Origin of the sequence: Escherichia sp. F1, assembly GCF_046764225.1 — a bacterium.
Classification (GTDB): Bacteria; Pseudomonadota; Gammaproteobacteria; order Enterobacterales; family Enterobacteriaceae; genus Escherichia; species Escherichia coli.
The window spans coordinates 702,224-715,989 of record NZ_CP177202.1; the positions used below are offsets into that span (position 1 = coordinate 702,224).

General features: G+C 47.0%; 14 protein-coding genes and 1 riboswitch. Of the genes, 4 read left to right on the forward strand and 10 right to left on the reverse strand.

From position 1 onward, the window contains the following. Positions 1 to 60: 60 nt before the first annotated feature. Positions 61 to 1,722, reverse strand: coding sequence for a flotillin family protein (locus ACK8NJ_RS03320; RefSeq protein ID WP_000341038.1), 1,662 nt, complete (start codon positions 1,720 to 1,722; stop codon positions 61 to 63). 26 nt (positions 1,723 to 1,748) lie between these two features. Continuing rightward, positions 1,749 to 2,378, reverse strand: a complete 630-nt coding sequence (locus ACK8NJ_RS03325; protein ID WP_000599928.1) for an OB-fold-containig protein — start codon at positions 2,376 to 2,378, stop codon at positions 1,749 to 1,751. Between the two features lie 268 nt (positions 2,379 to 2,646). Between ACK8NJ_RS03325 and glgS the strand changes: the two genes are divergently transcribed. After that, complete coding sequence (gene glgS / locus ACK8NJ_RS03330; RefSeq protein WP_001296424.1) at positions 2,647 to 2,847, forward strand: cell surface composition regulator GlgS; 201 nt, start codon at positions 2,647 to 2,649, stop codon at positions 2,845 to 2,847. Positions 2,848 to 2,881: 34 nt separating this feature from the next. Here glgS and ubiK read toward each other — a convergent pair whose 3' ends face one another. Next, entirely contained in the window at positions 2,882 to 3,181 is a 300-nt protein-coding gene (ubiK, locus tag ACK8NJ_RS03335) for a ubiquinone biosynthesis accessory factor UbiK (RefSeq protein ID WP_001298379.1), read from the reverse strand. A gap of 121 nt (positions 3,182 to 3,302) precedes the next feature. Continuing rightward, positions 3,303 to 3,451, forward strand: a riboswitch (FMN riboswitch). 103 nt (positions 3,452 to 3,554) lie between these two features. On the opposite strand from ubiK, the gene ribB reads away from it, so the two are divergent. Next, entirely contained in the window at positions 3,555 to 4,208 is a 654-nt protein-coding gene (gene ribB / locus ACK8NJ_RS03340; protein WP_001076997.1) for a 3,4-dihydroxy-2-butanone-4-phosphate synthase, read from the forward strand. A gap of 53 nt (positions 4,209 to 4,261) precedes the next feature. Here the strand turns inward: ribB and ACK8NJ_RS03345 are convergent, their stop codons facing one another. The 4 genes from ACK8NJ_RS03345 to ACK8NJ_RS03360 all read right to left on the reverse strand — a co-directional run bounded on the left by ACK8NJ_RS03345 (position 4,262) and on the right by ACK8NJ_RS03360 (position 9,235). Beyond that, positions 4,262 to 5,311 carry a pilus protein gene (locus ACK8NJ_RS03345; protein ID WP_000631275.1) on the reverse strand — a complete coding sequence of 350 codons (1,050 nt, stop codon included), beginning with the start codon at positions 5,309 to 5,311 and terminating at the stop codon, positions 4,262 to 4,264. Next, the gene (locus tag ACK8NJ_RS03350) at positions 5,308 to 6,048 is read right to left on the reverse strand and encodes a fimbrial biogenesis chaperone (protein WP_001366880.1); all 741 of its coding nucleotides are present in this window, start codon (positions 6,046 to 6,048) and stop codon (positions 5,308 to 5,310) included. Before ACK8NJ_RS03350 ends, ACK8NJ_RS03345 begins: the two co-directional genes overlap by 4 nt. Before the next feature lie 15 nt (positions 6,049 to 6,063). Continuing rightward, positions 6,064 to 8,586, reverse strand: a complete 2,523-nt coding sequence (locus tag ACK8NJ_RS03355) for a fimbria/pilus outer membrane usher protein (protein WP_328180464.1) — start codon at positions 8,584 to 8,586, stop codon at positions 6,064 to 6,066. A gap of 85 nt (positions 8,587 to 8,671) precedes the next feature. Then, on the reverse strand, positions 8,672 to 9,235 hold the full coding sequence (locus tag ACK8NJ_RS03360; protein ID WP_000475129.1) for a fimbrial-like protein: 564 nt from the start codon (positions 9,233 to 9,235) through the stop codon (positions 8,672 to 8,674). A gap of 581 nt (positions 9,236 to 9,816) precedes the next feature. On the opposite strand from ACK8NJ_RS03360, the gene ACK8NJ_RS03365 reads away from it, so the two are divergent. Then, positions 9,817 to 9,987: a hypothetical protein gene (locus ACK8NJ_RS03365; RefSeq protein WP_001296421.1), complete on the forward strand. Its 171-nt coding sequence runs from the start codon at positions 9,817 to 9,819 to the stop codon at positions 9,985 to 9,987. A 61-nt stretch (positions 9,988 to 10,048) separates the two neighbouring features. On the opposite strand, the gene zupT is transcribed toward ACK8NJ_RS03365, so the two are convergent. Beyond that, a complete protein-coding gene (gene zupT / locus ACK8NJ_RS03370; RefSeq protein WP_001295627.1) occupies positions 10,049 to 10,822 on the reverse strand; it encodes a zinc transporter ZupT in 774 nt (257 codons plus the stop codon). Positions 10,823 to 10,964: 142 nt separating this feature from the next. Between zupT and ygiD the strand changes: the two genes are divergently transcribed. Beyond that, complete coding sequence (ygiD, locus tag ACK8NJ_RS03375; RefSeq protein WP_024174118.1) at positions 10,965 to 11,753, forward strand: 4,5-DOPA dioxygenase extradiol; 789 nt, start codon at positions 10,965 to 10,967, stop codon at positions 11,751 to 11,753. Between the two features lie 37 nt (positions 11,754 to 11,790). Here ygiD and ACK8NJ_RS03380 read toward each other — a convergent pair whose 3' ends face one another. Then, entirely contained in the window at positions 11,791 to 12,951 is a 1,161-nt protein-coding gene (locus ACK8NJ_RS03380) for a glutathionylspermidine synthase family protein (protein ID WP_411962117.1), read from the reverse strand. A gap of 5 nt (positions 12,952 to 12,956) precedes the next feature. Further along, the gene (locus ACK8NJ_RS03385) at positions 12,957 to 13,628 is read right to left on the reverse strand and encodes a DUF1190 family protein (protein ID WP_000831543.1); all 672 of its coding nucleotides are present in this window, start codon (positions 13,626 to 13,628) and stop codon (positions 12,957 to 12,959) included. Positions 13,629 to 13,766: the final 138 nt, after the last annotated feature.

Consider the following 13,766-nt stretch of genomic DNA (forward strand, 5'->3'; position numbering starts at 1 on the left):
CGGAATGCAGATATAAAAAATCCCCGGCTTTTTGGGCCAGGGATGTTCATAGTTGAAAATTTATTCTACGTTTTCGGCGACGGGAGTTGTTGAGGTTAAGGGTGAAGTCAATGCCGCCAGCGAGCCGCCAGAAACACCGATTTCATTGAGCAAGGAGTCAATCAGTGGTGCCTGTGTGCGGTAAGAGAGTGCGGCAGACAATGCCTGTTCTGCCAGGTTTCCGCCACTAACGCTGCCTGATGCTGCATCCCCCGCAGCACCACCTCGGTTTAATCCATCGACCTGAATAATCTTGATGCCGTCGATAGACTTCATCGGCTCAACGGATTTCTCTATTACTGCAGGTAACGACTGTAATAGCGCCAGTTTGAATTTAAGGCTGGTTTGTTCATCAGAAAGTACGTTGATAGCGTCGTTCAGCGCACGTTGCGCTTCTGCTTCCGCCAGACCCTTTTTACGCGTAGCTTCGGCTAACTCAACGATTGCCGCCGCCTGCATCTCTGCGGCTTCTTTCTCTGCTTTCGCCCGCACGGTCAGTTCAACCGCTTTGGTTTCTGCATCCTGCGCGGCAGCGATTAGGGCAACTTGTTTAGCACGATCGGCTTCTGCGGTCTGGCGAGTTGTTTCTACGTTTTGCTGGGCGCTTACCGCTTCTGCAAGTGCAAGGTTGGCACGCGCTTCCGCTTGTGACTGCTGTTCCGATTTGGCGGCAATAGCGATCGATTTCGTCTGGTTGGCGATTTCGGTGACCTGCTGCTGTTCGATCTCTTTAATGCGAACTTCACGTTCAGCTTCAACTTTTCTGGAACGGACGGCCTGTTCGCGGTCGATTTCCGTTTCCTGAATCTGTCGTTCAGCCAGAATTCGCGTCTGCTCTGCTTCCCGACGACGCTCGGCCTCAAAAGCCGCAATTTTCGCATTCTGCTCAGCGGTACGGGTTTTAACCTGCTGCTCCTGCTCAAGCGTCATAAACGCTTCTTGTTGTTCAATCTCCAGCTTCCGCGAAAGTGCATCACGGTTTTTCTCACGCACCGCAACTTCTACATCCTGTTCAACTTCGTTACGTTCGCGACGACGGCGCTCCGTCTCCTGCGTCAGCTTGGTTAAACCTTCGGCGTCAAAGGCGTTGTTAGGATTGAAATGTTCTTTCGACGTCTGGTTAAAGTTGGTAAGTGAAACGCTTTCCAGTTCCAGGCCATTTTTCGACAGATCTTCAGCTACGGTATTTTGTACGCCCTGCACGAAGTTCTCGCGGGTATCCTGTAACTCATGCATGGTCATTTGTGCAGCTGTTGCACGGAGGGCATCGACAAATTTATCTTCAACCAACATACGTAAGTCTTCAGGCGACAGGGTGCGTTGCCCCAGCGTCTGGGCGGCGGTGGCAATACCTTCCACTGACGGTTTTACCCGCACAAAGAAAGCGACAACGACATCGACGCGCATACGATCTTTCGTAATCAGGCTATCAATGGTTGAGCGGCTGACTTCCAGCTTCAGAGTATTCATATTGATGGGGATTATTTCATGAAAGATCGGCATCACGATTGCGCCACCGCTCATTACCACTTTTTGCCCACCTAAACCAGTACGAACAAAAGCTTGCTCTGCCGAAGCGCGACGATAGAGCCTGGCGAAAATAATTCCAATAATAAACAGAATGCATACGGCAATAATTGCGGTAAACATCCAGGAGGGCACAGAATTAACAATATCATCCATTATTAAATTTCCTTTTGATTAATAAATTACAATATTTGGGGCCAGGGATTGTTTTCCGCCAAATATCGCGTTGCAGAAAGTCGGCAAATAATTAACACTTTGTCTCCTTTAGTGAAAATTTTTCCTTCTTCAGGCTCCAGTAGTAAATAATGTATTTGGCCAAATTGATCGGTGAGTTTTCCTTCGCAGGGATTACCTGAAGTGGCCTGATGACCGGTAATTAATGCCATGCTACCAATATATTCTTCTTCTGTAATAGCTGAACTATGGTCGCGTGGAATCCAGGGCGCAACTATTTTACCGGTATAATGCACCGTAATAATCGTAAACAGTAAACTGACAGGAACCACGAACAGGTTCGACAGTGGTGATTGCCAGACCATGATGCAGGCATGCTGCAACAGGATGCCAATAAGACCAAAAAAACCAGCCAGCAAGCAGAGAACGACGAGAGCTGGCAATCTTCCGATATTGAGATAATGAAGTGCCTGGCTAATATGACCTGTGGTTATGGAATCATAATGGTCAAGATGTGCATCAAGTGCACCGGAGAGCATGTGACCGCAGATAAGCGCAAAAATTTCTAAAAGGCCGATCAACAGTACAAAGGAAATAGCGAAAAGATAAGGGGTGTTATAGTCGGCGAATAAAATCATATGTCACTCCAATGTCCATTTAGTGACGCAATATTTACTTTAGGATAGTTTCCTTGCTTACATTTATCTTTGTTAATAATAACACATGTTAGAGAAGTTCTGGAAGAGAAAGTCTTTTAATATGGTTTTTTATTTTTCACTAAAAAGTGTGATCGGGGACAATATATTTACGCACGTTATGTTTAAAGGCACTACACTGATTGGGGAATACTGAAATCAGAAAAAGCATATGGCCTTAAAAGGTATGCGATAACCGGAGGATGTGCTTATGGATCATAGTCTTAATTCTTTAAATAATTTCGATTTCCTGGCGCGTAGTTTTGCCAGAATGCACGCAGAAGGTCGCCCGGTCGATATTCTGGCCGTTACTGGTAACATGGATGAAGAACATAGAACCTGGTTTTGCGCACGTTATGCCTGGTATTGCCAACAGATGATGCAAACCAGAGAACTTGAATTAGAACACTGATATTACGGGCCGTCTGGCCCGTTTTTGTGTTGCTTTATTCTGCTTTATCAATAGGCGGGATAGCCGGAGGAGATTGAAGGTCTGCTACCGAATTATTGCGCGCTTCCAGTTCACTGATGCGCTGCTCCAGTAATGCCAGTTTCTCACGAGTCCGTAACAGGACTTGCGTCTGTACGTCGAATTCTTCGCGGCTCACCAGATCGAGACGCGTCAGCTGCGCTTGTAGGGTTTGGCGGATTTTTTTCTCCACATCTTCCCCGAACTCCCTGATTCCTTTAGGCATTGATTCGTGAACCTGGCGAGCGATTTGCTCAATTTTTTTCGGGTCAATCATTGTAGTTTCCCTGTACTGATAGGTGTTGAGTGCCATTGTAGTGCGATAAGGGTAAGTCATAAACCAGAATTATGTGAAGCTATGCGTTGCTGCCGCTAATCATTAGCGTTATAGTGAATCCGCTTATTCTCAGGGCGGGGCGAAATTCCCCACCGGCGGTAAATCAACTCAGTTGAAAGCCCGCGAGCGCTTTGGGTGCGAACTCAAAGGACAGCAGATCCGGTGTAATTCCGGGGCCGACGGTTAGAGTCCGGATGGGAGAGAGTAACGATTCTGTCGGGCATGGACCCGCTCACGTTATTTTGGCTATATGCCGCCACTCCTAAGACTGCCCTGATTCTGGTAACCATAATTTTAGTGAGGTTTTTTTACCATGAATCAGACGCTACTTTCCTCTTTTGGTACGCCTTTCGAACGTGTTGAAAATGCACTGGCTGCGCTGCGTGAAGGACGCGGTGTAATGGTGCTTGATGATGAAGACCGTGAAAACGAAGGCGATATGATCTTCCCGGCAGAAACCATGACCGTTGAGCAGATGGCGCTGACCATTCGCCACGGTAGCGGTATTGTTTGCCTGTGCATTACTGAAGATCGCCGTAAACAACTCGATCTGCCAATGATGGTAGAAAATAACACCAGCGCCTATGGCACCGGTTTTACCGTGACCATTGAAGCGGCTGAAGGTGTGACTACCGGTGTTTCTGCCGCTGACCGTATTACGACCGTTCGCGCAGCGATTGCCGATGGCGCAAAACCTTCTGATCTGAATCGCCCGGGCCACGTTTTCCCACTTCGCGCGCAGGCAGGTGGAGTACTGACGCGTGGCGGTCATACTGAAGCAACTATTGATCTAATGACGCTGGCAGGCTTTAAACCGGCTGGTGTGCTGTGTGAGCTGACTAATGACGATGGCACGATGGCGCGTGCACCAGAGTGCATTGAGTTTGCCAATAAACACAATATGGCGCTCGTGACTATTGAAGACCTGGTGGCATACCGTCAGGCACATGAGCGTAAAGCCAGCTAATGAGATGAAATACTAAATATGAAAATGCCGGGGTGTTCCCGGCATTTTGCTGTTTAGTGGTAGTTGATTTTAACTATCAGGTCTTTCTGAAATGGGCCATAGACGAGTGGTTCACCAGGTTTTTGGGTTAATTCGGCCTGGTAATCGCGGGTTGCCATTGCCGCACTCTGACCGGGAATATAAGTACTAAATAATTTGAACTGGTTAAATTTAATATCTTCTTGCGTTTTTTGATCAGTAATTCGCATGAGCAAGCCGTTACCTATTTCCAGATGCGTATTGTCATATAATGTATCTGAAGTAAAGAAACTGGTTGCAACATCAAACTGTTCGGTACAATCAGACGCAATGTCTTTTATGGTAGAAACGCTGAATGCTGCCTTCGGTGGGAAAGTTGCAATGGAATTCGCAGCGATCTGCCCAAAATTGACTATCTGACTTTCCGGGGAAATGCGGACGTCGACACTACAGTCAAGGAATGAAATATTATCTAACCCCGTAATTGCATAGCGTAAATTTTTCGCGTTGGGGGCCATGTTCGCCCCGCCTTCACCGTCGAATTGCAGCACGTTGACTGTGCCAAAGTTTACCGTCTGATCTCCTGCCGGGCGGCTTTTGAATTTTACATAGACGCGAAAATGGGCGTTAAATGTTACATTTTTTTGAAGAGTGCTGCCATTGCATACAGGGTCATGATAATACCCATTATAGTATTGTTCATATTTATCCAGGCACGCATGAGTATCAATTTTTTCATTTGTCCCTTCATAATCTACACCATTATAAGTCACGCCAAATGTTAAATACGGATTATTCAACATATCGGCACTATTTATTTGGGGCAATTTGATCCAGGCATAGACATTTTCTGATGGGTTATTACTTGACCATCCTGGTGCATTGTCACAATAAACTGTGATATTAATATCTCCGCTCTCCCAAATTTTTTGCCCAGGTTGCGCATTCTCTGGAATTTTGAACGTTGGTAAATCTCCATTTATGAGGGTTGTTCCTCTGTACCCATCCTGATAGCAATCAACAGCAAAAGCTGAAACGTTAAAAAAAAGGCAAAGAATCGCCAGTAGTCGAAAAAGTGTAATCATATTTTCCCCTTCTTCGCAGGAGTACTTTGGCAGAGGGACTGGACGGAATTACATACTACTTTAAACATCTCCAGCCCGCCGTAGTCCGCCACAAAGCCTAACTGGAACGTAGAGGGCAGGTTGTTTAAGTGTTGAGTCGCAGAAGCAAATGGTGCCACCATAATACTGTCCGCACCAGGCATCAGTGTCTTGCCATTAGTGCCGATATAGCCGACGGTAATATGATAAGGCGTCGGGTTATTCAGGGTCAGCCCGGCGGCGGTGCGGGTAATCGTCACTTTTTGCAGAGGAACCATCTCTCCTTCTTTTAACTCAATCGCTTTCGGTCGCCAGAATAGTTTCAGACGGCTTTGCATGGCGATTTGCATGACATTCTGTTCTTTGGCACGCGGCGGAATTTCCCGCACGTTATAGTAGAATAGCGTTTCTCTGTCCTGTGGTAAGTTATTTAACGAGGCCAGCGCCATCAGGCGAATTTGTACCTGTTCATCAGGCTCAATACGTTCCATCGGCGGCAGTGTTGAAATGTAATCACGCGTTTTTTTACCGCTGGCATCTTCAATCCACGATTGAGCAAGATAAGGATCGATTTTACTTTGGTTGGTCAGGCGAACCGTTGCGCTTTTATTCGAAGCATTAAAAATGATGCGTGTCCTGTCGGGGGAGACAGTAGCCTGGGCAAAGTTGCAGATCCCCAGAAAACAAATCATTCCTGTTGTGATTAATGGTAATTTCATTATATTCATCCTGAATTATTTGACTGTTTTACAAGGTAAAATTATCGCGCTTTCACTAATGTTACTTTGGTTTGGCGGCGTGACTTCACAGGTATTATCACCCCAGGTTAAATGCAGAATACTGTTTTCCTGAATACCGCTGAGATAAACGAAGCCATCTTCCGCTACCAGGCCCACATCTTTACCTGTCGCTTTATCCGTGACATTCACACCTAGTGGAGGGAAGCGGCCATTTTCCTGACGAATAACGCCGACGATTTGGTATCCGGTGGTGGCATTCAGTTTTGCGTAGCCGATGGCACCCTGGGTGAGCGTAGTACGAATAACCGAGTTTTCGACATCGACACCTTCAGGCAGATCGTTATTGTTCACCCGCAACATGGAGGTGGTGTAGTTCGATAACGAAGGTATCACGGCGATGCCCAGCCCGTTGGTAACAGTTCGGTTAGAGTTGATTTCAACGCCGGAGATGCCATCGGTATCGACCATCATGCGGGCATTATCGCCATAGCTATAATCGTGAAGGGCGACACCATGACGTGTAGCGGTAAGTGAACCGTACCAGCCTGCGGTAACAGAATTGTACTGATTCGGCTGTACACTGCCATTAATGTTCAGACGTCCCCACGGCGAATAGTGCTGGTAGCTGCCGCGCAGTGTGGGTTCGCCATCACGTATATTGTCGTCAGTTGCCGACGCAGAAATATTCCAGATATTGTTGCGATCTGATGAATCGTACCAGGAAATCATCTGCGAAGTATTACTGCTTCCCGTACGCTGCATACTGTAGGAGATGTTGCGGTTTTGTTGTAAAGGTAGAGAGAAAGAGAAGTAATATTGATTCTCTTCGTCGTCATCCCAGCGGATTCGACTTACTGCCAGCGATGCAGAGATACCTTTGAAATTGCCAATATCAAAGTTTTTGCTTACAGATACGGAGTAGTTGGTATTGCTGGCGCTGTCCCAATAAGTATTGCGTGTAACGTTGAGATAAGAGTTTAATTCCAGCGTTTCAAAGTACTGGTTCAAGGAAATGACATAACTCTCTTTTTCATTATCAATTGACTCATCGCCATTACGCGAGCTTAGGTACTCACTCATCGACACGTAATCTTTATCTGAGAAGCGATAACCCGCGAAGGTAATCTGACTACCTGTCGATTCGAAATGCTTTGCATAGTTGAAGCGATAGCTGTAACCACGCAGATTGTCGCTATTTTGTTGCTGCAGAGAGGCGTCTGCTCCGGTGACATCAAAAGAAAGCGAACCGAATTGGTTAAGGTTAAAGCCAATACCGGTAGTGATAGCCTGATAATCATCAGCGGTGAACATGCCGCCACCATACAGCGACACATTGTTCAGCCAGCCCCAGGAGGCTTCCGCCGTCCAGAAAAAGGGATTATTGATATCGTTATGCCCGACGGATGTTGGTTTTCCCAGCGACGTCTTATAGCGCACTTGCCCTTTACGGGTTAAATAGGGAATGGATGCGGAGCCAACCTGGAAGGTGCTGGTGCGGCCATCTTCTTCTTCCACTGTGACATCCAACTGCCCCTGAAACGATTGCCCCAAATCAGAAATAGTAAAAGGGCCTGGCGCGACAGTGGTTTGATAAAGTACGCGACCATTTTGTGCCACAGTCACTTTAGCGTTGGTCTGCGCGATACCGGTAATTTGTGGCGCATAACCCTGTAAATCTGGCGGCAGCATGCTTTCATCACTTTCCAGCGATGCGCCAGTAAAGTGGAAGGTATCGTAAAGATTGGAGCTCAGGTCGTACTGGCCCATAGTGAATTTTGACGACCAGGAGGGGATAGGGCGAAACAGATAAGTTCGCGCAAATTCGCTGTCGTGGTTTACCGAGCGTCCATCAGCAAAATTCTGATTATATTGGTAATCGCTACGTAAGCGCCATGCGCCGAGGTTAAAGCCTAACGTACCATAGGAGCTGACGTTTTGGGTGCTGTCTCCGTGATGTGGGGCATACTGGCTGGCGTACACGTTGTAATCAAGGATAAACCCGGCGATACCGGCATCCCAAAACTCTGGTGGCGTCCAGTTTGTTGCCTGGTATTTTAACCATGCCTGGGGAACACTTAGCGATAATATCATCGTAGCTTTATCAAGCCGTGTCGTTAATTCCTGAGGTTGGCTTAAATTGAGACATTCGCTGCCAGCTATGGTTTGCAATGATTCAATAAATTCCGTATTAAGACCGAAACTAGTCAGATTTTCTTTGGTTAAGCAGAGTAACGAACCACTTTCATTATCGGCTTTTACCCATTCCAGTATTAACGTTTGTGGCAACATATTTTTATTTATCTGCACACGAACGAGATATTTACCAGGAGTAATATAGCCTTTTTTCTCAAAACGCGAGATATCGATGTTTTCACGGTCTTCAACGTCAATCATATCGACGTTGAATTCCACTGCATGAACAGGTAAAACGAAGAGTAGCGAACACACAACGCCAGACAGGGCATTTTTAATTGCGTGGGATAATGTATCCCCGGTAAACGTGTTTTTATTTTTCATAAAAATCCATTTCAAAAAGACCCAAAGTTGCCGATGAATTTTCATCGGCTTTACTGCCTGACGTTGTGTAGGTACTAATTGCCGCTTACTTGTAGTCGAGTACGTAATTAGCTTGTGCCTGCACGTTACCTGGGGTCGCGGTGCGTCCCAGAGATTCCATACGGGCTTTAAAGTTCAACTCCTGGTAGGAGTTAGTCGTCGGGAAGTTGATAGTGATTGGAGTGCCAAGAGTCACGTTGGTGTTGTCTGATTTCACCAGACGTACGCCTACATCAGTTGCGCCGCCGATGTTACCTTCCAGAGTGTTTTTAAGCAGGTTGGAATCGGTAGCGTCAACACTGGCAGAACTAAAGGTGATTTTGACTTTATCAACAGTATTAGTGCCGTCAGATAAAATACAATCCTGCAAGTGAATGGTGACATCTACAGGCAGAGATTTCTGACCGCTTTTTAATACGGTATCAGCAACTTCACCGAGGTTTATTGTCTGATCTTCATCACCAGGAGCAATAGAACAAGGTGCATCGATAACTTCACCTTTAAAAGTAATTTTACCGGACCCCTGATTAGCATCGTCAGCAAGAGCGTTAAAAGCAACGCCTGATAACAATGCGGTTGCGAACATAGATAACAATGTTTTTTTAAACATGACTATAATCCTTTATAAATTAGAAAGGTTATTAATGAGGAAAATATAGGTTTGAATCTGATATTAATTCCGCTATGGAGATTACCATAGTTAGAGATGACTTAGCTTGTTATTAATATTAAATACTGATTAAGTAAAACTTAAATCATACACTTTCATTATATATTAAGATGCGTATACCTGGATATTTGTTGTATATCGTTGTGAATAATAATTTTTTTGTATGAGTTGTGGTGAAAAAATGAACATCCATTGACAAAAGTTTACGTATGATATTGTAAGGTGGTAAAGTATGTTTATTAAAACGAGTAGTGACGCAAGAATCGTGAAGATATAATATATATCTAGTGGTGCTTATTAAGTTTTATCATTAATTAGTGATATTTCATCCCAGAATAAGATGCATTAATAGCCTTAACTGTTCTTTTTTTAATCGGATATGGTATGTAATACAACACTTACTATGATCGAAATCATATACTTGATTCAGAATTATGCGAGTATATGAATATATTCGATGATGGATATGTGAAATTTTAACGCTAAATGTTTAGTAATGTTAAATTTTGAAGGTGAAAAGGATGTTTATTGCCTGGTACTGGATTGTATTAATTGTTCTACTGGCTGGTGGCTATTTTCTTCATCTTAAACGTTACTGTAAAGCTTTTCGCCATGACAGAGATGCGCTGTTAGCTGCCCGAAGTAAATTAGATAAACGCTCCGATAAAGAAGTGTTTGAAAAGCATCAATAATACCTTTAATAACGATACAGATGTTGCCTTTAGCAATGGGCAACATCTGTCATTATCGTCTTTAACCAATTCCCGCCGTTTGTAGCAGCACTAAACTGAATCCCATCACTGACATTCCACATAGTACGCCATAGCTGGGGTTATTATTAGGGTCAATCTCTTTGGCGAGCGGCATTAATTCATCAACCGAGAGCGCCACCATAATTCCTGCAACCGCCGCCATGATTGCCGCCATGACCACCGGGGAAATCATGCTACCGAGGATTAACCACGCCAGCACACCACCAAGAATTTCTGCCAATCCAGAAATCCCCGCCCAAAGAATCGCGGTGCGTTTAGAACCCGTTGCTGCATAAACCGGGCCTGCAACCGCCAGACCTTCAGGGATATTGTGCAACGCGACGGCCAGTGCGATGCCAAATCCCAGCTCCAGGTTGCTGCTCGCAGTGACAAAGGTGGCAATCCCTTCCGGGAAGTTATGCAGACTGATGCCGAGAGTGAGCAGAATGGCTGTGCGCTTGATCGATTTTGGCAACGGCTGCACCGATTTTTGCATTAAATCCTGCGGATGCGCATGTGGCAACATGCGGTCCAGGCCAAAATAGCCAAGCAGACCGAAGATAAACATTCCATAACCCAACACAGGCGACATTCCTTCGGCGGCTAGTGCGGCAGGAAGCATTTCCATTAATGAGATGAGCAACATGATCCCCGCCGCAAATCCTAGCGAAAACGCCAGTAAGCGGTTCGAGGGTTTTTGCCCGAGAACGCCGAGAAACGCGCCAATAAACGTGGCTGCCCCCGCCAGTATGGTCAGAATGAGAGGTACTGACATCGACAACTCCTTATAAATCTTCACCTTCAGGCAGATCGTCAAAATAACTGATGATCATCATCATTGTTATCCGGGTTCTTACTCCGCCGAACAAGCGTATTGTGAGGATATCAAAATGACACCTTTAGTTAAGGATATCATCATGTCTTCAACACGTATGCCAGCATTGTTTTTAGGTCACGGTAGTCCGATGAACGTGCTGGAAGATAATTTGTATACCCGCAGCTGGCAGAAGTTGGGGATGACATTGCCACGCCCGCAAGCGATTGTGGTGGTTTCGGCTCATTGGTTTACCCGTGGAACAGGAGTGACCGCGATGGAGACGCCGCCCACGATTCATGATTTTGGTGGCTTCCCGCAGGCGCTGTACGACACCCATTATCCGGCTCCTGGATCACCGGCTTTGGCTCAGCGATTGGTTGAGCTGTTAGCGCCAGTGCCTGTCACACTGGATAAAGAAGCCTGGGGCTTTGACCACGGTTCCTGGGGTGTGCTGATTAAGATGTATCCTGACGCCGATATTCCGATGGTGCAGTTGAGTATCGACAGTAGCAAACCTGCCGCCTGGCATTTCGAAATGGGGCGCAAACTGGCAGCGCTGCGGGATGAAGGAATAATGTTGGTCGCCAGCGGTAACGTGGTGCACAACCTGCGTACGGTGAAGTGGCACGGTGATAGTTCACCGTATCCTTGGGCGATGTCGTTTAATGAGTATGTGAAAGCGAATCTGACGTGGCAAGGGCCGGTAGAGCAGCATCCTCTGGTGAATTATCTCGACCATGAAGGTGGCGCGTTATCTAACCCAACGCCAGAGCACTATCTGCCGTTGTTGTATGTCTTAGGTGCGTGGGATGGGCAGGAGCCAATTACCATTCCGGTCGATGGTATAGAAATGGGCAGTTTAAGTATGTTGTCGGTGCAGATAGGCTAATAATTACCGGATGGCGAGTGCCATCCGGTATCATGGCTTATTCAACAAAAATATGTGGATAAAACCGAGACATATCCTGGGTGATCAATGCACGGTCTTCACGAATGCCAATTCCGGCAGGTTGAGCGTTCACCAGCCAGCTACCAATCAGCATATAGCTGTCGCCGAATTTCGGTAACGGGTGGAATTGCTGAACAATCATCCCTTCTTCGCCATACGGACCTTCCGCTGCTTCAATGGTTTTGCCGTTCTCAATGATCGACACGTTTGCGCCTTCACGGGAGAAGATCGGTTTAACCACATATTTTTCCATTTGCGGATGATCATCTTCCGCAAAATAAGCGGGCAGCAGGTTCGGGTGATTCGGGAACATCTCCCACAGTAGCGGCAGAAGCGCTTTGTTGGAGATAATGCTCTTCCACGCCGGTTCCAGCCAGCGTACGCCTGCATCCTCCAGCTTGGTGGAGAACATCTCACGCAGCATAAATTCCCACGGATACAGCTTGAACAGGTTAGAAATCACCTGATCTTGTAAATCCGTGAACTGACCTTTTTCGCCTAAACCGATATCGTCGATGTAGAGGAATTCAGTAGCGATTTCAGCTTCTGTCGCGCAGTCCTGCAAATACTGGATGGTTCCGCGATCTTCCACCGTGTCGCGACAGCAGGTGAGATGCAGCAACTGGAAGCCATACTGTTCACGCAACTCGACAAAGCGATCGATTAGCTTTTCTTGCAGACTGTTAAACTGGTCGCTGCCTTCCGGCAGGTTACCGGCGTTAAGCTGATCTTCCAGCCAGATCCACTGAAAGAATGCGGCTTCATACAGTGACGTTGGCGTATCGGCGTTATTTTCCAGAAGTTTAGGTTCGCCAGTACCATCCCACGCCAGATCAAGACGCGAATAAAGCGATGGCTGGTGAGTCAGCCATGACTGGCGCACAAAACTCCAGGTGTGTTTTGGAATGCGGAATTTGGTCATCAGCTCATCGCTGGCGATCACTTTTTCAACCACTTTCAGGCACATCTGGTGCAGTTCGGCGGTGACTTCTTCCAGCTTTTCAACCTGGGCGAGGGTCAACTTGTAGTAAGCATCTTCACACCAGTACGGTTCGCCGTACATGGTGTGAAAATTGAAACCGTATTCGTGGGCTTTTTCGCGCCAGTCCGGGCGCTCGGTAATACTGACTCTTTCCATCGGTATCAGCCACCCATTGAACGAGAAGAGGTGCCGGTTGCGCTACGCTGCATAGTGCTTTGTTTGGCAACAGATTCACCAAAACCGCCACGAGTAACGGTGGTAGTGGTTGCCGGTTTTGGTGCCATTGCCGTCTTCGGTACGGTCATGGTGCGGCCTGGCTGGGCTGCGCCATAGTTTTTACCGGTCGCGTCGGTATATTTACCGTAAGCCGGGCTGGCCGGGTTTTTCGAGGAGAACAGCGGCTGCTGTGCAAATCCCGCGCCGCCGCCCATCAGACGACCCATCATGTAACCGGCCATCAGCGGCATCCAGAAACTCCCGCTGGATTGCTGGGCCTGCGCCTGGTTTTCTGGTGCCATGCCAGCCTGGGCTGGTGCCTGCTGGCACTGACCTTCACCAAATTCAGCAACACAGTCTTCACGGGTGGCGTATTTCGGCGCAGTACGTTCGGCTTCTTTCAGCGCATTGTTGTACGCGGTGGTACATTCGGCGCTTTTGCCTGGGTTTGCAGCTGAACAGTCGTCAGCATTTTGATAGAGAGACACTGTTTCATCACTCTTTTCACAGCCAGCCAGCATAAAAACAGTGGCAACCGCGAGAGCGACTGGTGTCAGATGGCGTGCGCTCCAGTTTTTGCGGAACGATGCGTGGCGTATGGATTTTGTCCGTTTCATTTTTGTCTTCCGGGACCAGTGGTAAATACCCATCAGAATAGAGGATGGCTGGTCGAAATTGAAGCGAGAAGGGGGAAGAATGCGGCAGATAACCCGTATCTTTACGTTGCCTTACGTTTAGACGGGGCCGAAGCCCCG

Coding starts and splice junctions, on each gene's coding strand:
- ACK8NJ_RS03355 (WP_328180464.1), bottom strand. CDS start 8,586: ATGAAAAATAAAAACACGTTTACCGGGGATACATTATCCCACGCAATT.
- ACK8NJ_RS03360 (WP_000475129.1), bottom strand. CDS start 9,235: ATGTTTAAAAAAACATTGTTATCTATGTTCGCAACCGCATTGTTATCA.
- ACK8NJ_RS03380 (WP_411962117.1), bottom strand. CDS start 12,951: ATGGAAAGAGTCAGTATTACCGAGCGCCCGGACTGGCGCGAAAAAGCC.
- ACK8NJ_RS03325 (WP_000599928.1), bottom strand. CDS start 2,378: ATGATTTTATTCGCCGACTATAACACCCCTTATCTTTTCGCTATTTCC.
- glgS (WP_001296424.1), top strand. CDS start 2,647: ATGGATCATAGTCTTAATTCTTTAAATAATTTCGATTTCCTGGCGCGT.
- ACK8NJ_RS03350 (WP_001366880.1), bottom strand. CDS start 6,048: ATGAAATTACCATTAATCACAACAGGAATGATTTGTTTTCTGGGGATC.
- ACK8NJ_RS03345 (WP_000631275.1), bottom strand. CDS start 5,311: ATGATTACACTTTTTCGACTACTGGCGATTCTTTGCCTTTTTTTTAAC.
- zupT (WP_001295627.1), bottom strand. CDS start 10,822: ATGTCAGTACCTCTCATTCTGACCATACTGGCGGGGGCAGCCACGTTT.
- ygiD (WP_024174118.1), top strand. CDS start 10,965: ATGTCTTCAACACGTATGCCAGCATTGTTTTTAGGTCACGGTAGTCCG.
- ACK8NJ_RS03320 (WP_000341038.1), bottom strand. CDS start 1,722: ATGGATGATATTGTTAATTCTGTGCCCTCCTGGATGTTTACCGCAATT.
- ACK8NJ_RS03365 (WP_001296421.1), top strand. CDS start 9,817: ATGTTTATTGCCTGGTACTGGATTGTATTAATTGTTCTACTGGCTGGT.
- ACK8NJ_RS03385 (WP_000831543.1), bottom strand. CDS start 13,628: ATGAAACGGACAAAATCCATACGCCACGCATCGTTCCGCAAAAACTGG.
- ribB (WP_001076997.1), top strand. CDS start 3,555: ATGAATCAGACGCTACTTTCCTCTTTTGGTACGCCTTTCGAACGTGTT.
- ubiK (WP_001298379.1), bottom strand. CDS start 3,181: ATGATTGACCCGAAAAAAATTGAGCAAATCGCTCGCCAGGTTCACGAA.